The organism is Staphylococcus sp. HMSC65H10 (genome assembly GCF_001839185.1).
Lineage (GTDB): Bacteria > Bacillota > Bacilli > Staphylococcales > Staphylococcaceae > Staphylococcus > Staphylococcus simulans.
Genome location: NZ_KV840350.1, coordinates 1 through 19,054 on the forward strand (window position 1 = coordinate 1; position 19,054 = coordinate 19,054).

At 35.7% G+C, this 19,054-nt stretch carries 17 protein-coding genes; 8 read left to right on the forward strand and 9 right to left on the reverse strand.

The genetic code is table 11. The annotated features are described in order from the left end of the window. Positions 1–66: 66 nt before the first annotated feature. The 4 genes from HMPREF3270_RS06805 to ezrA form a co-directional block, all read right to left on the reverse strand. Positions 67–840, reverse strand: a complete 774-nt coding sequence (locus HMPREF3270_RS06805; RefSeq protein WP_070848442.1) for a TSUP family transporter — start codon at positions 838–840, stop codon at positions 67–69. A gap of 30 nt (positions 841–870) precedes the next feature. Continuing rightward, positions 871–2,094, reverse strand: a complete 1,224-nt coding sequence (thiI, locus tag HMPREF3270_RS06810; RefSeq protein WP_070848443.1) for a tRNA uracil 4-sulfurtransferase ThiI — start codon at positions 2,092–2,094, stop codon at positions 871–873. Further along, positions 2,091–3,230, reverse strand: coding sequence for a cysteine desulfurase family protein (locus tag HMPREF3270_RS06815; RefSeq protein WP_070848444.1), 1,140 nt, complete (start codon positions 3,228–3,230; stop codon positions 2,091–2,093). The genes thiI and HMPREF3270_RS06815 overlap by 4 nt, the downstream gene beginning before the upstream one ends. Before the next feature lie 141 nt (positions 3,231–3,371). Further along, a complete protein-coding gene (gene ezrA / locus HMPREF3270_RS06820; protein ID WP_002481192.1) occupies positions 3,372–5,075 on the reverse strand; it encodes a septation ring formation regulator EzrA in 1,704 nt (567 codons plus the stop codon). Positions 5,076–5,246: 171 nt separating this feature from the next. On the opposite strand from ezrA, the gene HMPREF3270_RS06825 reads away from it, so the two are divergent. The 3 genes from HMPREF3270_RS06825 (at position 5,247) to HMPREF3270_RS06835 (ending at position 7,178) form a co-directional block, all read left to right on the forward strand. Continuing rightward, positions 5,247–5,720, forward strand: a complete 474-nt coding sequence (locus HMPREF3270_RS06825) for a GAF domain-containing protein (protein WP_002481193.1) — start codon at positions 5,247–5,249, stop codon at positions 5,718–5,720. Between the two features lie 245 nt (positions 5,721–5,965). Then, on the forward strand, positions 5,966–6,571 hold the full coding sequence (gene rpsD / locus HMPREF3270_RS06830) for a 30S ribosomal protein S4 (protein WP_002481194.1): 606 nt from the start codon (positions 5,966–5,968) through the stop codon (positions 6,569–6,571). A gap of 142 nt (positions 6,572–6,713) precedes the next feature. After that, complete coding sequence (locus HMPREF3270_RS06835; RefSeq protein WP_002481195.1) at positions 6,714–7,178, forward strand: hypothetical protein; 465 nt, start codon at positions 6,714–6,716, stop codon at positions 7,176–7,178. A 259-nt stretch (positions 7,179–7,437) separates the two neighbouring features. Here the strand turns inward: HMPREF3270_RS06835 and HMPREF3270_RS06840 are convergent, their stop codons facing one another. After that, positions 7,438–8,187: a glycerophosphodiester phosphodiesterase gene (locus HMPREF3270_RS06840; RefSeq protein WP_070848445.1), complete on the reverse strand. Its 750-nt coding sequence runs from the start codon at positions 8,185–8,187 to the stop codon at positions 7,438–7,440. Positions 8,188–8,253: 66 nt separating this feature from the next. On the opposite strand from HMPREF3270_RS06840, the gene HMPREF3270_RS06845 reads away from it, so the two are divergent. The 3 genes from HMPREF3270_RS06845 (at position 8,254) to serA (ending at position 11,603) form a co-directional block, all read left to right on the forward strand. Beyond that, positions 8,254–8,694, forward strand: a complete 441-nt coding sequence (locus tag HMPREF3270_RS06845; RefSeq protein WP_070625233.1) for an SACOL1771 family peroxiredoxin — start codon at positions 8,254–8,256, stop codon at positions 8,692–8,694. 166 nt (positions 8,695–8,860) lie between these two features. Next, positions 8,861–10,018, forward strand: a complete 1,158-nt coding sequence (locus HMPREF3270_RS06850; protein ID WP_070848446.1) for a pyridoxal-phosphate-dependent aminotransferase family protein — start codon at positions 8,861–8,863, stop codon at positions 10,016–10,018. Next, on the forward strand, positions 10,011–11,603 hold the full coding sequence (gene serA / locus HMPREF3270_RS06855) for a phosphoglycerate dehydrogenase (protein ID WP_070848447.1): 1,593 nt from the start codon (positions 10,011–10,013) through the stop codon (positions 11,601–11,603). Before HMPREF3270_RS06850 ends, serA begins: the two co-directional genes overlap by 8 nt. Before the next feature lie 55 nt (positions 11,604–11,658). Here the strand turns inward: serA and HMPREF3270_RS06860 are convergent, their stop codons facing one another. The 3 genes from HMPREF3270_RS06860 to HMPREF3270_RS06870 form a co-directional block, all read right to left on the reverse strand. Beyond that, positions 11,659–12,780: an HAD family hydrolase gene (locus HMPREF3270_RS06860; RefSeq protein ID WP_070848448.1), complete on the reverse strand. Its 1,122-nt coding sequence runs from the start codon at positions 12,778–12,780 to the stop codon at positions 11,659–11,661. Between the two features lie 110 nt (positions 12,781–12,890). After that, positions 12,891–14,357: an N-acetylglucosamine-specific PTS transporter subunit IIBC gene (gene nagE, locus HMPREF3270_RS06865; RefSeq protein ID WP_060804810.1), complete on the reverse strand. Its 1,467-nt coding sequence runs from the start codon at positions 14,355–14,357 to the stop codon at positions 12,891–12,893. A 107-nt stretch (positions 14,358–14,464) separates the two neighbouring features. After that, a complete protein-coding gene (locus HMPREF3270_RS06870; RefSeq protein ID WP_070848449.1) occupies positions 14,465–15,076 on the reverse strand; it encodes a lysophospholipid acyltransferase family protein in 612 nt (203 codons plus the stop codon). Positions 15,077–15,261: 185 nt separating this feature from the next. Between HMPREF3270_RS06870 and HMPREF3270_RS06875 the strand changes: the two genes are divergently transcribed. Continuing rightward, entirely contained in the window at positions 15,262–16,431 is a 1,170-nt protein-coding gene (locus HMPREF3270_RS06875) for a S1C family serine protease (RefSeq protein ID WP_057509802.1), read from the forward strand. Positions 16,432–16,515: 84 nt separating this feature from the next. Here HMPREF3270_RS06875 and tyrS read toward each other — a convergent pair whose 3' ends face one another. Then, on the reverse strand, positions 16,516–17,778 hold the full coding sequence (gene tyrS, locus HMPREF3270_RS06880) for a tyrosine--tRNA ligase (protein ID WP_060804812.1): 1,263 nt from the start codon (positions 17,776–17,778) through the stop codon (positions 16,516–16,518). 362 nt (positions 17,779–18,140) lie between these two features. Between tyrS and HMPREF3270_RS06885 the strand changes: the two genes are divergently transcribed. Beyond that, the gene (locus HMPREF3270_RS06885; protein ID WP_070848450.1) at positions 18,141–19,046 is read left to right on the forward strand and encodes a biosynthetic peptidoglycan transglycosylase; all 906 of its coding nucleotides are present in this window, start codon (positions 18,141–18,143) and stop codon (positions 19,044–19,046) included. Positions 19,047–19,054 lie beyond the last annotated feature (8 nt).

Genomic DNA, 19,054 nt, shown 5'->3' on the forward strand with positions numbered 1-19,054 from the left:
CAAGTTGTTAATCATGCCGAGCGCACACAAAAAGTAAACTGCGTACAGTTTAAGACGCAGTTTACTTTAATTAACCCATTGATGCATATAATCATAGATATTTTTAAGAATTAATGCACTCGTTACGATGACAAACAATACTCTGACATAACCGACACCTTGTCTCAGTGCAAATTGCGCACCTGCATAGGAACCGACAATCATACTGAAAGCCATAATCAAACCGATCCCGTAATCAACTTTGCCTAGCAACATAAATAGCAATAATGCACCGATATTTGAAGCGAAATTAAGGACTTTCGCGTTTCCAGCAGCACTTAAGAAATCAAATCCGACTATCAGTAAAGTGAACAACATGAACGAGCCTGTGCCTCCACCTAAAAAGCCGTCATAAAAACCGATGAGTAATAATACACTTGTAAAGAGAATCGCTTTTTTAGTTGAAAGCTTTTGATATGTTCGTATACTGCCCCAATCTTTACGCACGAGTGTATAAATCATCACAATCGTTAAGATGATTATGACAAGCGGCTTTAAGACTGAAGCTGGTAAAAAGGAAGCCAAGCTCGCACCGCCCACTGCCGCTAAAAAGACAAATGGGAAGAGCTTGCCTACAATTTTCAAATCGACCTTGCCGGAACGTATAAACTTAATCGCACTGGTTAAAGAACCAAATGAACTTGCTAGTTTATTTGTTCCAAGTGCAGTTGCTGGCGGGAGACCTATGGCGAGTAGAGCCGGTGTAGATATTAAACCACCGCCACCAACTACTGCATCAATAAACGCAGCTAAAAATCCAAATACAATTATGATTAATATCAGTGTCAAATCCCATTCCACGATGTTTTCCCCTTTTTACTCACATATTACTTAGAATAAATCTTCCATTAACGCTTCTGTTGTTTTGTCTTTTTGACTTTGATAATTTTTAGTGACTTCGATAGTTTCAATACCTTCTACAGCACGATCAATCATTTCACTAAAGTCATATACACTTTCATAGCGTTCTACTTTTTCAAAATCAGGTTCTGTAACCGGGTTTTTAGGAGTGAAAATTGTACAGCAATCTTCAAATGGTTGAATTGATGTTTCAAACGTACCATATTGTTTTGCTTTAATGACAATTTCTTCTTTATCTAAAGTTAATAATGGACGTAAGACTGGCGTTGAAGTAACATGGTTAATCGCATACATACTTTTAAGTGTTTGGCTGGCAACTTGTCCTAAATTTTCACCATTAACAATCGCATCTGCGCCAATTTGATGTACTACTTTATCAGCAATGCGCATCATCATTCTTCTTGTAGATGTCATAGTATAGCGTTCATGGACTACTTTATGAATTTGTTTTTGAACTTCTGTAAATGGAATGATGTGCAATTTGATCGGCCCTACACGTTCAGCTAAGATACGCGTTAGTTCAATGACTTTTTCTTTAGCTTTTTCACTTGTAAATGGCGGACTATGGAAATGAATGGCTTCTACTGTTACACCACGACGCATGATTTCCATACCTGCTACTGGTGAATCAATACCGCCTGATAACATTAATAATGTTTTACCGCCTGTACCAACTGGTAATCCGCCAACGCCATCAATCACACGGTCATAAATATAAATTGCATCTAAGCGTACTTCTGTTTTAATGACATGATCTGGTTGTTTAACATTTACATGGACTTGTTCATTGTTTTCTAACACTGCCCCGCCAAGCATACGTTGTAATTGATACGTATCATATGGAAACTGCTTGTCCGCACGTTTCACATCGATTTTGAATGAATCTCCGTCTGCATAGGCTTTCGCAAATTCACTTGCTTGTTTTTTCACTACTTCTAAATCTTTTTCAAGCTTCATCACAGGACTGATGGACTTCACACCAAATACTTGGCTAATACGACGCATAATTTCTTCGATATCCGCTTCAGGTGTGACTTCAATATACATTCTGTCTCGGTTTGCTTTAACATGGTAGCCTTGAAGCGGCATTAAAGCCTGTTTGACATTTGAACGTAAACGGTTCACAAACATTTTTCGATTCGCACCTTTAAGCGTTAGTTCACCGTAACGCACTAAAATATGATCATAGATCATTTCTTTAACAACTCCTTCATTTCTTCATAAACAATTTTAAACGCTTCTTTAAATCCTTCAATGTCTGAATCAGTCGTTATTGCACCCATAGAAATACGAATACTGCCTTCAATTCTTGATTCACTGATTCCCATCGCTAGTAACACTTCATTTAAACGACTATGTTTTGATGAACATGCACTTGTTGTAGATAACATGATACCTTGTTTTGAGAAAGCATTGACTAATACTTCCCCTTTCACGCCATCAAAGCCAACATTTAGAATATGTGGTGCACTTTGATGTGGTGAATTCACATGTACCCCTGGATACGCTTCAAAGAAGTTTCGTAAGTCTTCATTCCATTCAGTCAATCTTGAATTCAGTTGTTCTTGTTCGCTTACAGCATGTTTCAACGCTTTAACAATCGCAATATCTACCGGTAAATTAACTGTTCCGCTTCTTAAACCATATTCTTGGCCACCGCCATGAATCACAGGTTCAAGGTTATGAATATTACGTACTAATAATAATCCCTGTCCTTTTAAGCCATTAAACTTATGACCGCTAAAACTAACACTGTCTACACCATTAAAGTGTAAAGGAGTTTTTCCAATAGCTTGCACAGCATCCACATGAAAATGTGCTTTTGGATACGCTTCAAGTATTTCAGCAATCGCTTCAATCGGTTGAATTTGGCCAGTAATGTTATTAACGTGCATACATGTGACAAGACCAACATTCGGATTCATCAATGATTTTAAGTGTTCTAAATCAATGGTGCCTGCTTTTGTCACATTCACATAACGTAATTTAAACCCTTCTTCTTCTAAGTGACGCATCACTTCTAACACTGATGGATGTTCTAAAACAGAAACAATAATTTCATCAGCATAAGGTTTTCGGTTATAAGCAGCACCTTTTAATGCCATATTATTGGATTCTGTCGCACCACTTGTAAAAATAATATCGTATCTATCTTCTAAGTTCAGAATTTGGTTGATTTGTAGCTTCGCTTGTTTCAACAATTGTTCAGCTTGCAAACCTGCTTGGTGTGGACTATTCGGATTAAAATATAAATCTTGGTTGACTTTAACAAAGGTGTCTAACACATCTTGTGCAGGTTTTGTAGTCGCTGCATTATCTAAATAAATCACTTTTCGTCACTTCCACTTAATGAATTCTATCTTTTTGAGTCTTTTGTTCCAATTTTAATATTTTACCACAAATCAATGAATTCTCAATAAGCAAAAAGAAGGCGAGAACAAAATACTGCTCTCGCCTTCTTGTATAAAGTACTAAATTTGACTTTGTGAAACAACTTCATCTTCAATACGTTGTGAGATCCCTGGATCTACTGAATCTAAAGCTTGTTCTGCAATTTCAATCGCACGTTTGTATCTATTATTTTTAAATAGACGTTCTGCTTCATTCAAGCTCTTATCAATGCTGCTGTCATCTTTACGATAACGGTTACCATACTGGATTAATTTTTCAGCAAGAACTGCATTGACTAAAACATCCATTGCTTCATTTTCGAAATTATTCATTTGTAAGACAACTTTTGTAACTTTATCTTTCAAATGCTTCACATGAATTGGACGTTCATCAAACTGACTATTGATTTCACGTACTTCATGGTCAATTTCGTTTTTCATAATAATGAAGCGTTCTGGAACACTTGTTAAGTTAGAAGCTAATAACTTACGATAAATTTCTTCTTTCTTACTTTGCACACGTAACAAGTTATCTTCTGCTTCAGCTTCATCTTCACGTAATTGAATTAAATGATTTTGAAGTTTTTCTTGTTTTTCATTAATCACTTTAACGTGATCTTCGATATACGCTAAGTTGTCTTGAACTTCACTATAACGTACTGTCGATTTTGACATTTCTCTTAAAATTTCATCATAAACTGAAATCAAGTTTTGAATTTCATTTTCAAATTGACGTACATTTTGAATGTCTGTCTCATTGATATAGTAATTTTCACGTACATATTCAATTTCCGTTTGTAATGTATAATTTGTATCTTTCGCACGGAACAAGTCATTTGTGATAACTTCTTTCGTTTCATCTACTTTATTTTTTGATTTCACTTCATGCTCGATTAAATCATACATTTCATCAAGTTGATCATTGATAGCGTTTAATTTGTCGTTTGCTTCTTCAAGTTCTAAACGACTGATCATCGGCTCAACAAAGCTCAACTCTGTTTTCATTGATTGTAAGTTACTGTCGACTTTAACATGGTCTAAATCATAGCCTTCAACTTTCAAGTCTCTGCAACCATATTTCAAGTCTTGGAATTGACCTGGAAGTTCTTTTTGCGCTTCTCGGATTAATTCCGGAATTTCTTGCATATCTTTTTGTAAGTAATTGATGTCTTCATTGAGCGTTTTAATATGCTCATAAGCTTGTTTGTAGTTCCCCTCTTCTTTTAACTCAGTATACTTAACAAGCTCTGGTTCGAACAACTCAATTTCTTTTTCTAATGGTGCTGCCGCTTCACCGAATTGATGACGGTTTGCTAAAACATCACGTTTCATTTCACGGTATGCAACTTTGCTTTCTTCAAATAAGCGGTCACTTTCTTTATGCAAAGCTAAAATGTTTTCAACTTCTTCAGTTAATTTTGCATGTTGACTTTCATAACGATCCATTAATGCGTTTGCATCGTCTAACTCAGCTTGTGCTGCAGCAAATTTGAATTTATCAAAATTTTCTTCCGCATTATGAATTTTCTCTTCAACCGGACTTAAATTATCATTAGTATTTTTTAATGATTCGCGCTTTAAGCGGTCATATTCTAGTTGTGTTTCACCCTCAAGGGTTAAATCGTCCAACTCTCTCAGACGATCGTCTAATGTTAGTTTCTCAACCTCTATCTTGCGCTCTTCGGTTTTTTCGACCACTTGACGTTTTGAAGAACGGAGATAGAACATGATACCGACAATTATAAGTGCAATAATTATAATTGCTAAGATGATATACAGTGCCATTGTTTTCTCCTCCTATTTAATCACTTCTCATTATAGCGTAATTTCTTGCCTCATTAAAATAAAATATTAATTTTCTTTATACAAATTGCTGATTAAGCACCTTAAATTGAAGTCTTATAGATGTCCATATTATAATATGGAAAATGCTAGACAGAAAAGAGGTCATTATTTATGAAACAAACGACGACAAACTACCAATCAATTGCACAACAAATGAAAGGTTTAAATGCAGATGAAAAATATTTAATCACTTTGCTAAGTAATACTTCTGCTCTTTTAAACGAAAACTTAGATAATATTAATTGGATTGGTTTTTATTTAATGGAAGCGGGACAACTTATTTTAGGACCCTTCCAAGGCAGACCTGCTTGTACACCTATTCAAGTCGGCAGTGGTGTTTGCGGAACATCTGTTGAAAAAGATATCGTTCAACGTGTAGAAGATGTTCATCAATTCCCTGGTCACATCGCATGTGATGCACGTAGCCGATCAGAAATTGTCATTCCATTGCATCGCGACGGTGAAGTCATCGGTTTATTAGATATTGATGCACCGATCACAGGACGCTTTACTCAAACTGATGAAGAAGGCCTAGTCTCATTAATGAAAATTCTTGAAGAACAAATTGCACGAACAGTGAAATAATTGTTTTGCATGGAAATATAGATAAACCCTTGACTTTATTCGTCATAATGATACAATACTCTTTGTGTGAAATAACGAAAGTAGCAATTGTATATTAATAGGCTCTATGTTGTTCCCAACGCGGACGTGCCGTGTAACCGGAGCTATGAGGCGAGGACACACAAAACAATATATCCTATTAAGCATACAATACTCTTCTTTGTTTTTTCATAACAACTACAAAAAACAAAAGGAGGAGTCTTAACATGGCTCGATTTACAGGTTCAAACTGGAAAAAATCTCGTCGTTTAGGTATCTCTTTAAGCGGTACTGGTAAAGAGTTAGAAAAACGCCCTTACGCACCAGGTCAACATGGTCCAAACCAAAGAAAAAAATTATCAGAATATGCGATTCAATTACGTGAAAAACAAAAATTACGTTACTTATACGGAATCACTGAAAGACAATTCCGTAACACATTCGATATCGCTGGTAAACAATCTGGTGTTCACGGTGAAAACTTCATGCGTTTACTTGCTCGTCGTTTAGACGCAGTTGTATATGCTTTAGGTTTAGCACGTACACGTCGTCAAGCACGTCAATTAGTAAACCACGGACACATCGAAGTAGATGGTGGACGCGTTGATATCCCATCATACACTTTAAAACCAGGTCAAGTGATCTCAGTTAGAGAAAAATCTCAAAAACTAGACATCATCCTTGAATCAGTTGAAATCAACAACTTCGTACCAGAATACTTAGAATTCGACGAAGAAAAATTATCAGGTACTTTCGTACGTATTCCAGAACGTAGCGAATTACCAGCTGAAATCAACGAACAACTTATCGTTGAGTACTACTCAGGTAAATAATAATTTCGAGATTTCGATACTGCATCTTTTCAAAAGGTGCAGTATTTTTTTATGTTAATTTTCCCCTTCCCTTTTATAAGCGCTAGTATTATTCAGTTGTTTGCGTCATAATATAATTACTAAATAGAAGGAGATGTGCAACGTGAAAAACTGGTTGAAAAATAATAGATTGATTATGATACTAGCTGGTGTTTATCTTGTTTCTGGTTTCATCTTCTTACCAAGTTTTACTGAATACTTTGATAAAAGTTATTTTGAAAAATCAATATTAAAAGTGATCATTGATGCTTTTATAGCCAACTTCGGCTTTGCATTATCTTTATCCCTTGCGATTTCTTTTGTACTTTCAGCTATTATTATGACGTATCAATATTTTAAAAATGACGAAGTAGATAACGTAATAAAAAGTTTTGCGTTTATCGTTTTAGTGGTTAACGTGTATGTATTTGTTAGTACTTTGATTTTATTATCAATTACCCAAGATAATGGTGAAGCGATTTTTGCGTTATTTGGATTCTTTTATGGTTTCACAAAGTATCTGCCTTGGGCTTATAACATGATTAATGAACGATTCAATATATCAGACATAAAAATGAATAAAAAATAACGGATGCCTGTAAAATCAGACATCCTTTTATTATGCACGATGCGCTTTAGCTTTTTTTCGTTTTACTACTCTATAAATAGTAACTCCTATAATGACGATTACCCAGCTTAATAATTCTTTTTTATCCAGTTTTTGGATGGGTTTGAGGTTAAATTTCATCGTTGTTCGAGAAAAACAGATATGAGTTCTCAATCGTCCTTCTCTTATCTTCCCTTCTGTTAATTAGATAATTTAATTATACAAGTGGTATTCTAATTAATCAATCTAATTCAAAATAATGATTTGGGCCATCTGTAATGATGCCATCTACCCCATCAATCATTAGTTTTCTAATGTCATTGATATCATTGACTGTATAAGGCAATACTTTTAAGTGATGCAAGTGTGCTCTTTCTATAAACTTTTGGTTAACGAGTTCATAATTAGGATTAGCATACTCACAAAATTTAGCTAATTTATTAAAATTTGGCATTTTAAACAAATATTTTTTCTTACTTAACAACACACCAAGAGAATACTTTCGTGTAAGTTTAGATATTTTCTCTATACTTCTTTCATCAAATGATTGGATAATGACCTTATTTGCATCTAAATGGGCATCTTCTATTTCTTTTAATAATTGTTCTTCTATATTTGGATATTTACTTGGCTTCTTAATCTCAATCAGTAAAGTCGTATCATGTGGTTCAACTAACTTTGCGACTTCTTTAAATGTCATAATCTTTGCGCCTATAAATGTCGCATCTTTCCATGAACCGAAATCATAGCTTTTTAATTCATCTCGCGTATAATCTTTAACATATCCACTTCCATTAGAAGTTCGATCTATTTTATCATCATGGATAACAACGAGTTGATGATCTTTAGTTAAATGCACATCAATTTCTAGCATATCTACTGAAGCGTTCAATGCTGCTTTATAAGCCAGTAACGTATTTTCTGGATAGTCTAATGAAAATCCACGATGTGCAATAATTTGAAAATCCTCACTCGGAATGACTTTTTCCATGTTATTCACCCTTTTAATATGATTGTAAAAACAATCTATCATAATTTAAACGGAGGTCAAAGAGATATGGCAGAACATGATTTTATTGTGACAACACAATGGAGCGGCGGCAGAGATGAAACTGGCACTGTTAAAGGCGATGTTTTAAACGAGTCTATTTCTATTCCAAGCTCACTTGGAGGTGTTGGCGAAGGTACAAATCCAGATGAAATGTTGATTGCTGCTGCCTCTTCTTGTTATATCATTTCATTAGCAGCAACTCTAGAACGTGCGCATTTCACTGATATTTCTATTAATCAATCTTCAGTCGGTACCGCTTCTCTCAACAACGGTAAATTCAAAATGGAGAAAATTACTCATCATCCTAAAATTACTGTTGATGTTCATCAAAAAGAAGCACTCGAAAAAAGATTAGATAAACTTTTAAAAATTGCTGACAATAACTGCATGATATCTAATTCAATCAGAGGTAATGTTGAGATTGAAATCGATGCAGTCATTCTATAACAGTGACCCAACTTTGGTTGGGTTGCTTGTTACTTTATATTAAAACGCTTACAATATCAGTTTAATATAAAATCATCAATTTTAAGTAAAAGTATACTTAAATTGCCTTTATTATTTTCAGAATATTTGGTAAGATTAATGAATCTTACATTAGGGGGAAATCTATATGTATCATCATCCATTGTTATTGACACCTGGACCAACTCCGATTCCTGAACGCATTCAACGCGTCATTCAAGAACCGATGATTGGTCATCGCACAAAAGAATTTGAAGCAATCGCAGAAAAAGCATATAAAGGGTTAAAACCTGTATTCGGGGCTGAAAACGACGTTTTAATCTTTACTTCCAGTGGGACAAGTGCTTTAGAAGCAAGTATGGTTAATCTATTAAATCCGAATGACCATGTGGCTGTAATTGTTTCTGGTGCCTTTGGTAATCGTTATAAACAAATCGCTCAAACATATTTTAAAAATGTACATGTCTTTGAAGTAGCTTGGGGAGCAGCAGTAGACGTTGAGGCATTTATTCAATATCTAAAAGCATTACCTGAACCTGTAACTGCCGTTTACAGTCAATATTGTGAAACATCGACTTCTGTCCTTCACCCTATTCATGAATTGGGTAAAGCGATTCACAAAAACTTCCCAGAAACATACTTTGTAGTAGACGGTGTAAGCTGTGTCGGGGCTGTAGATGTCAACTTAAAACGTGACTACATTGATGTCTTAGTGTCAGGAAGTCAAAAAGCAATCATGTTACCACCAGGCTTGGCATTTGCGGCTTATTCTGATCGTGCTAAAGCACGTTTTGCAGAAGTTAAAACACCTCGTTTTTATTTAGACTTCAATAAATATATTGCTTCTGCTGAAAAAAATTCAACACCATTTACACCGAATGTGAGTCTGTATAAAGGTGTCGCTGCCTATGCAGATTGGATTGAAGAACAAGGCTTTAAAAACGTAATTGAACGTCATAACGTCATCAGAGATGGTTTAAGAGCTGCATTAAAAGCTTTAGACTTGCCATTACTTGTTAAAGATGAATTTGCTTCACCAACTGTAACCGCATTTGTGCCAAATTCTCCAAGCGAAGTCACAACGATTAAAAATGAATTACTAGACCGTTTCAATATCACAATTGCTGGCGGTCAGGGTAAATTAAAAGGTCAAATTCTACGTATTGGTCATTTAGGTCAAATCGATACTGCCGACATTTTACAATGCATCAGCGCATTAGAAATTGTACTTTCAGAAATACGTCATCAAACATATATCGGCAAAGGTACTACAGCATATTTAGAGGTGGTAAAAGCTTATGTATAAAATTTTAGTATCAGATCCCATCGCTAAAGATGGTTTACAAACTTTATTAGACGATCCAGATTTTGAAGTAGATATTGATACAGGACTTTCTCCTGATGAACTAATAGAAAAAATTAAAGCATATGACGGTTTAATCATACGAAGCCAGACACAGGTAACACCTGAAGTCATTGAAGCTGCTGAAAATTTAAAAATCATTGCACGTGCAGGTGTCGGTGTCGATAACATTGATAGAGACGCAGCTACAAAGCATGGTGTATTAGTGATTAATGCCCCTGATGGTAATACTATTTCAGCAACAGAACATTCAATGGCAATGATACTTGCGATGGCGCGTCAAATACCTGATGCCAACCAATCATTAAAAGAAGGTAAATGGAATCGTTCTCAATTTAAGGGTACAGAGTTGTATCATAAAACACTTGGTATCATCGGTACAGGACGTATTGGTCTAGGTGTCGCTAAACGTGCGAAAAGTTTTGGTATGAAAATTATCGCATTTGATCCTTACTTAACTGCTGAAAAAGCAAAAGAACTAGATATCGAGCGTGCCTCAGTTGATGAAATTGCACAACGTGCTGATTTTGTAACAGTCCATACCCCACTGACACCTAAAACGAAAGGTTTAATCAATGCTGATTTCTTTGCTCAAGCAAAACCTAATTTACAAATCATCAACGTTGCACGTGGCGGTATTATTGATGAACAAGCTTTAGTTGATGCTTTGGATAAAGGTTTAATTGCACGGGCTGCTATTGACGTATTTGAACATGAACCTGCAACTGATTCACCTTTAACTAAACACGATAAAATTGTTGTAACACCGCACTTAGGTGCTTCAACAGTTGAAGCTCAAGAAAAAGTGGCCGTCTCTGTTTCAAATGAAATAGAAGAATTCTTCCACACAGGTAATGTCCGACATGCGGTCAATGCACCAAAAATGATTTTTGGCGAAGAAGATAATGAGTTACAAGAATACTTGAACTTATGTGATATGGTCGGCAAAGTATGTATCCAATTATTAGGTAAAGCACCACGTGAATTGAAAATTAAATTCAGCGGTGAATTAGTTAAAGAAGATACAAATATTTTAACACGTACGATTGCTAAAGGTATTTTATCTCAAGATCTAGCTGAACGTGTAAACTTGGTTAATGCCCTCTTCTTATTAAATGAACAAAACGTTGTTTATAATGTGGAAAAAGATGCGAAATCACGTTCATTCAACAACTATATTGAATTAACAATGATTAACCGTGATCGTAAAGTAACAGTCGGTGCCACTGTCTTAAACGGCTATGGTCCACGTATCGTTCAAATCAATGACTACCCTGTTGATTTCAAACCAGAAAAATATCAATTAGTCATTCATCACCAAGACCGTCCAGGTATCGTAGGACGCACAGGACAAATTTTAGGTGAATATGATATCAACATCGCTTCTATGCACTTAGGACGTACTACACAAGGCGGTAATGCGATGATGATTATCTCAGTCGATATGCCTGTTTCTGACGAAGTTATCGCTGCATTACATCAAATCGATGGATTTGAATCTATTCAATTTGTAGACTTAAATAAATAATAATCACAAAAATACCGGCAAACTGGAAATAATATCCAAGTTTGCCGGTTTTTCATTACAATAAAATTGAACGAATTTCTAATACATTATCCACAATATAATCTGCGTGATATGATTCTAATTCTTCTTTTGCTTTTTTACCTTTTAAACCGGTTAAAGTACCGATAAACGTTGCACCTGTCTTTTGTGCACTGAATAAATCTGCAAGAGAGTCACCGACTATGTATATCTCTTCTCCAGCAAATACCTGTTCTTGTTGTTCGGCGTAATTTTGATAATCCGCTTCATTATTACCGTTATATGCGGCAACATAACAAAACGGGTTCGGTTTACCTAATGGTTTAAGTTCAGGGAACATTTCTTCTGCCTTTAACACTTCACTCGCTGATACAATGTGTGACTCATCAAAGTATTTTAAAAAGCCTTTATCTTCAAATGGCACTAACGTTTCCGTTCTTGGTCGACCTGTCGCAACTGCGAGCGTATAGCCAGCTGCTTTTAAGTCACTTAATAAAGTTTTGAGTTGATCCGCTTCAGCCAATTCTTCTTCATGATAAATATAACCTGTTTTAAAATCGCTTCTCGGTATTTTTTCTTCAACTTTTCGATATAGACGATGACCCAAATACCATTCTTGGAATACTTCTTGTGCAATTTCCCATAAAGGACTGCGGATTTCAAACAACTCAGTATGATTTGTATCAAGTTGTTCTGCCGCATAGTTGCGTAAATCACGGTAAATTTTTGTTTTACCTGATTCTGCGTTTTCGATAAAGTGAAGCGGCTTCATAAAGTCAACTTGTTGACGACCGACCAAGTCTCCCACTTCTTGAATGGTCACATCTGTAAAAGGATGTGCTGTTAAAAAGGCTTCCCTGTCCTCTTTCGATAACGTTTTAAGTAAATCTATCAAATGAATGGATAACACAATAAACAACATATCCCAGTTGGAATTCAAACCACGAGATTTCATCGCATTTAAAATGTTATCTTGATCAAAAACAACTTGGCGAATCAAGTTGATTTCGCTGTCATTAATAGAATTAAATGTCACAGTCGGCATTAATTTTAAAAAGTGCTGACTCATCAGCATTTCGTATACCGTTAATGCTGAAACATCAAAACATCTTTCTTCACTTAAAAATACACCATCAACATCAAATAATACTGCTTTCATTTCTCCACCTACTTCGGAAAATTCAGAATAATTAATATTATACAAAGTTATACATAAATAAGCAATAGAACGGAGACAACTCTTCTTAAAGCGTCTCCGTTCTTATGACTTTATTCTGATTCTAATTGTCTTTCTACTTCATCTGCGACTTGTTGAACCTGTGTACCGATAATGACTTGAACATTATGTTGGCCGCTTGTTGTTACACCCGCAGCACCGGATTGTTTAATTTGCGCTTTATCGATTTGATCAATATTTGCTACTTCTAAACGTAAACGTGTAGCACAGTTCGTTAATGAAGTAATATTTTCTTTACCACCTAATCCAGAAATAATTTGTGTAGACATTGCGCTATATTTGCCACCTTTGCCCGTCTCACTTGAAACACCTTCTTCATCCACAGGGTCAGCAATCTTTTCATCTCCACGACCAGGAGTATTTAAATTAAAGACTGAAATAGCCACTCTGAACACTACATAATAAATTACAAAGAAGACAACACCCTGTACCATCAACATCCATGGATGATTAGAAACTGGATTGATTAATGATAATAAGAAGTCAATCAGTCCTGCACTAAATGAGAAACCTGCAGTCCAATGGAAAAGTGCAGCGATGAATAAAGATAAACCTGTTAACAATGCATGAATTACAAATAATACTGGAGCTGCAAACATAAATGCGAATTCGATCGGTTCAGTTACACCTACAAAGAAGGCTGAAATCGAACCAGCGAGCATTAAACCAGCAACACGTTTCTTTTGTTTAGAATCCGCTGTTTGATACATAGCAAGAGCAGCTGCTGGCACACCAAACATCATCACTGGGAAGAATCCAGCCATATATCTGCCTGTGATACCTTTAACCGCACCTTCTCCTGTTTGGAATTTCGCAATATCATTAATACCTGCTAAATCAAACCAGAATACTGAATTTAATGCGTGGTGTAATCCAGTTGGAATTAATAAACGGTTGAAAAATCCGTACAGGAATGCACCGAATGCGCCGAAATCCATAATCCATTTACCAAATGAAATAATACCACTATACACGAATGGCCATACAAATAATAAAATAATCGTCAAAATAACCGATAAGAATGCTGTCATAATAGGTACTAAACGCTTACCACTAAAGAATGACAAAGCAGTCGGTAATTCGGTCCCACTGAATTTGTTGTAACAAAATGCCGCAATTAAACCGATAATTAAGCCGATAAATACGTTTTGGTTATTCATAGCGGTAAAACCGATGTTTAAGCTATCTTCTTTTACACTTAAAATTTTTGCTAAAGTTTCTGTTTTTAATACTGACGTCACGACAAAGTAACCAACAACTGCCGCAAGTGCCACAGAACCATCGTTCTTTTTGGCCATACCTAATGCCACACCAATCGCGAAAAGTAAGCCGAGTTGTTCTAAAACTGCGATACCGCTTTGGAAAATAAATTCAGCTAATGTCGGTGTAACCTCTAAAGCCTTTAATAAATTTCCAATACCAATAATAATGGCTGCTGCTGGCAAGACGGCAACGGGAAGCATTAATGAGCGTCCAAGACGTTGTAAAAAGTTATACATTGTTCATCCTTCTCTCTATATAAAATGATTGAAAACACATAAAAATAAAGTCAGATGCGGTGAAGGAGCTGCGTTCTCTACCATCATCTGACTTTGATGTCATGTTATTATTTAGGTAACTGTTTTAATTCTTGTTGTAAAGCTCTTGTACGTTTAGTTAATTCTTGTGTAATATAGTCCACTTTTTCATGACGTTTTTTTAAATGGTCTGGTAAAGCGTTCGTATCAATCGGTTCACCGAAAATAATTTTAGCTTTGCCTGTTACTAGACCAATAATTTTATCTGGACCTTCATAAGCTGCAGGTACAATAGGTACTTTTGCCATCATAGCAATCGTAGCTGCACCACGTTTTAATGGTGTTTCTTCAGAAGAACGATGTCCTGCTGGGAACATACCGATTGTTTTATTTTTCTTCAATAAATTCACAGGTGTTTTAATAGTACTTGGTCCCGGATTTTCACGATCCACTGGAAAAGCATTTAATGATTTTAAGAAGTTGCCGAAAGCCGGGTTATAAAACAACTCTTTCTTAGCCATATAATGGATTTGATTTGGGTAAAGCGCCATACCAAGCATAATCACTTCGTTATAACTTTCATGGTTGCAAGTGACCACATAACGATTTAGTTGCGGTACATTTTCTCGTCCATAAACTTTAAGCGATTTACTTAGTTTGACAATAATCCAATATAAAATACTGCTGATAAATTTATACATTCCGTCACCTACTAAATTGTTTATTTAACTATACAAATTCTATCACTTCCGCCCCTTGGCAACAAGCCTATTTCAAGCTTCTATTGATTCTGTCATCATCTTATAAAGTTTGTCATAGCAAAATAGTAGAAATTATGTACTAAACATATGATAATAATAAAAAGAAACATATTGGGAGGAATTCAATGACTGAATACTATAACGAAAATCATCAACCGCCTAAGCGTTCGTTCCCATGGTTACGTGTGATTCTCATCGCTTTACTTTCGGGAATCGTCGGCGCTTTAATTGTCTTCGGTGCCACAAAATTGATGAATTCATCAAATGACGGTGCGACTGTACAAGAAGCCTCAAATAGTAAAGGCGGCAATGTCTTAGACGGTAAAAGTTCAAAGTATAAATCTGTTAATCAAATGATCAATGATGTCTCACCTTCTATTGTTGGTGTAATCAATATGCAGAAAGCACAAAGCTTAGAAGATTTCTTCAATGGCTCTGCTGGTAAATCACAAGAAGCGGGTATCGGTTCTGGTGTAATTTATCAAAAATCCGGTGACAGTGCGTATATCGTTACTAACAATCATGTGGTGGATGGTGCAAGTGAAATCAAAGTTCAATTACATGATACAAAAAAAGTCGATGCTAAATTAGTCGGCAAAGATGCATTAACTGATATCGCGGTATTAAAAATCGAAAATGCACCGGGTACTAAAGCTATCCAATTCGCAAACTCATCAAAAGTCAAAACAGGAGACAGCGTTTTTGCGATTGGTAACCCATTAGGATTAGAATTTGCGAATACTGTGACATCAGGTATCATTTCTGCAAATGAACGTACGATTGAAACACAAACATCTGCCGGTAATAATAAAGTGTCAGTGCTACAAACCGATGCAGCAATCAACCCTGGTAACTCAGGCGGTGCTTTAGTCAATTTAGATGGCGATCTTGTCGGCATCAACTCTATGAAAATTTCTATGGCACAAGTTGAAGGTATCGGATTTGCGATTCCAAGTAATGAAGTGAAAATTACAATCGAACAACTTGTAAAACATGGTAAAGTCGAACGCCCATCTATTGGTATCGGTACAATCAACATGAGCGACATTCCTGAACGTTATAAACGTGAATTAGATACTGATCGTAATGATGGTGTCTATGTGGCGAAAGCTTCAGGCAGCAGCGAACTTAAAGAAGGAGACATTATCATCGAAGCAGATGGTAAAGCAATTAAAGATGATAGCGATTTAAGGTCTTACTTATATGAAAATAAAAAGCCGGACGATACATTGAAAGTTAAAGTTATCCGTGATGGCAAGAAACAAGATCTAGATGTACGTCTAGGTAAAAAATAATCGTTTGAACACATATTAAAACGCTTGAAGCAGGACATTCCTCTTCAAGCGTTTTATTTGTTTATATTCATTTCTGAAATAATATTATTGGTATTTCACCATGAAGTATTTCTTTTTACCGCGACGTACTATTGTAAATTCATTATCAATTTTATCTTCGTCAGTAATTTCATATTTTAAATCTTGTTGACGTTCACCATTAATGTAAATCGCACCGTTTGACACATCTTCACGTGCTTGGCGTTTAGAAGAAGAAATACCCGCTTCTACAATGAAATCAACAATATTTGTTGTATCATGGCCGACTGCAGCTTGTGGTACATCTTTAAAGCCTTCACGTAATTCTTGACTGCTTAAAGCTTTTAAATTACCGCTGAATAATGCTTCTGAAATACGAATCGCATCATCTAAGGCAGCTTGACCATGAATAAAGCTTACAACATTTTCAGCAAGTGCTTTTTGCGCTTCACGTTTATGAGGTGCTTCATTTTTAGATGCTTCTAATTGTTCAATTTCTGCTTTATCTAAGAACGTAAAGTATTTTAAGAACTTGATAACATCTTCGTCAGATGTATTGATCCAGAATTGGTAAAGTTCGTATGGGCTTGTTTTTTCAGCATCTAACCAAACTGTACCTGATTCGGATTTACCGAATTTCTTACCATCTGCTTTTGTGACTAATGGAATTGTGAAACCAAACGCTTCTGTTTGACCGTACATACGGCGCATTAATTCGATACCACTTGTGATATTACCCCATTGGTCAGAGCCGCCGATTTGAACTTTACAGTTAAATTCACGGTTTAAATGACCGAAATCAATTGCTTGTAAAATCATGTATGTGAATTCAGTGTAAGAAATACCTTTTTCTAAACGTGATTGTACTGAGTCTTTACCTAACATGTAATTCACGCCTACATGTTTACCGTAATCACGTAAGAAATCAATTAATGAAATTTGGCTTAACCAATCTTTATTGTTAACAAGTTGTGCTGCACCTTCACCAGAGAAATTAAAGATTTTATCCATTTGTGCACCGATACCACGTACGTTATCTTCAACTTGTGATTCTGTTTGTAAAACACGTTCGTCCGTTCTGCCTGATGGGTCTCCAATCATACCTGTACCGCCGCCGATTAATACAATCGGTTTATGACCGTATTCTTGGAAACGACGTAAAGTTAATAATGGTAATAAATGGCCGATATGCATACTGTCAGCAGTTGGGTCCACACCACAGTATAATGTCACTTGCTCTTTATCTAATAATGCTTTTAAACCTTCAGCATCTGTTTGTTGATAAACTAGGCCACGCCACTCTAAATCTTGTAATAATTCATTTGTCATATCATATTCCTCCTCATATTTTGTGTTTGCTGTGTTTTAGAAATTTGGAAAATAAAAAACCCTTACAGAAAAATTCTGTAAGGGCGCATCTATTGCACGGTACCACCATACTTAAAAAGGTTACTTTCATTAATGATACGTTCATTAAGTCAAACGTTGGATACTTTTTATTAAGGCAACAGGTGTATTCGCTGATTTGTTGTTACTGGTTCGCAGCATCCACCAGTTCTCTGAAAACAATCAAATGAGTTACTTTTCCTTATCCAAAACATATTAATTTGTATTCATTATAATCAACTGTTTTTTAAAAGTCAACTTGAATTCAATTATGCTATACTATGTTTAATTAACGGAGGCGAAACATGAAACCATTCAAACTTAATGCACCCTTAGCTTCTACCCCGCTTCGTATCTTTGAACAATGGTATAAGCGGATTAAATATTCTTTTGTTTGGCTGTTCATTATTATTTTGCTGACTTTGAGTTTAGCAACCGGTTTATTAGTCGGTTTCTTTATGAGTATGACAGCGCAGTCAGAAAATATTACAGATACAGAATTACGTGAGGCTGTACTGAATGTACCTGGTGATGAACAAGTCAATTATGCTAAAAAAGATTTCTTATCACAATATGATGAATCACAAAACCCATTGTTAGTTGGACCGAAAAGCGTGAATGCTTTAATACCCAAAGCTTTAATTGCTTCTGAAGATTCACTGTATTATAAACATGATGGAATCTTACCTAAGGCATTAATGAGAGCTATTTATCAAGATATATTTGAAACAGAGGTCTCTTCAGGCGGCAGTACCATTACCCAACAAGTAATTAAGAATCAGGTGTTGAATAATGATAAGACCTATAACCGTAAAGCAAATGAAATTGTATTGGCACTCAAACTTGAACGGATTATGACTAAAGAAGAAATCTTATATACGTATTTGAACATCGTTCCTTTTGGACGTGATTATAATGGCGACAACATTACAGGTATTGGATCCGCTTCATTTAGTTTATTCGGGAAACCGCCAAGTGATGTGAATTTGCCGGAAGCGGCTTATCTTGTCGGATTAGTTCAAAGTCCTTATTATTACACACCTTATGAAGCAGACGGCACACTTAAACCTAAAGATGAACTCGAAATCGGCTTACAGCGCCAACATTATGTACTATGGCGTATGAGAGTAGAAGGATTGATTTCTGAATCTACGTATGAAAAAGCAGAAAAATATAATATAGAAGCACATTTAATGACAAAAAGACCCTGAAGTCATGA

Coding starts and splice junctions, on each gene's coding strand:
- thiI (WP_070848443.1), bottom strand. CDS start 2,094: ATGATCTATGATCATATTTTAGTGCGTTACGGTGAACTAACGCTTAAA.
- ezrA (WP_002481192.1), bottom strand. CDS start 5,075: ATGGCACTGTATATCATCTTAGCAATTATAATTATTGCACTTATAATT.
- HMPREF3270_RS06825 (WP_002481193.1), top strand. CDS start 5,247: ATGAAACAAACGACGACAAACTACCAATCAATTGCACAACAAATGAAA.
- rpsD (WP_002481194.1), top strand. CDS start 5,966: ATGGCTCGATTTACAGGTTCAAACTGGAAAAAATCTCGTCGTTTAGGT.
- HMPREF3270_RS06840 (WP_070848445.1), bottom strand. CDS start 8,187: ATGGAAAAAGTCATTCCGAGTGAGGATTTTCAAATTATTGCACATCGT.
- HMPREF3270_RS06845 (WP_070625233.1), top strand. CDS start 8,254: ATGGCAGAACATGATTTTATTGTGACAACACAATGGAGCGGCGGCAGA.
- HMPREF3270_RS06850 (WP_070848446.1), top strand. CDS start 8,861: ATGTATCATCATCCATTGTTATTGACACCTGGACCAACTCCGATTCCT.
- serA (WP_070848447.1), top strand. CDS start 10,011: ATGTATAAAATTTTAGTATCAGATCCCATCGCTAAAGATGGTTTACAA.
- HMPREF3270_RS06860 (WP_070848448.1), bottom strand. CDS start 12,780: ATGAAAGCAGTATTATTTGATGTTGATGGTGTATTTTTAAGTGAAGAA.
- nagE (WP_060804810.1), bottom strand. CDS start 14,357: ATGTATAACTTTTTACAACGTCTTGGACGCTCATTAATGCTTCCCGTT.
- HMPREF3270_RS06870 (WP_070848449.1), bottom strand. CDS start 15,076: ATGTATAAATTTATCAGCAGTATTTTATATTGGATTATTGTCAAACTA.
- HMPREF3270_RS06875 (WP_057509802.1), top strand. CDS start 15,262: ATGACTGAATACTATAACGAAAATCATCAACCGCCTAAGCGTTCGTTC.
- tyrS (WP_060804812.1), bottom strand. CDS start 17,778: ATGACAAATGAATTATTACAAGATTTAGAGTGGCGTGGCCTAGTTTAT.
- HMPREF3270_RS06885 (WP_070848450.1), top strand. CDS start 18,141: ATGAAACCATTCAAACTTAATGCACCCTTAGCTTCTACCCCGCTTCGT.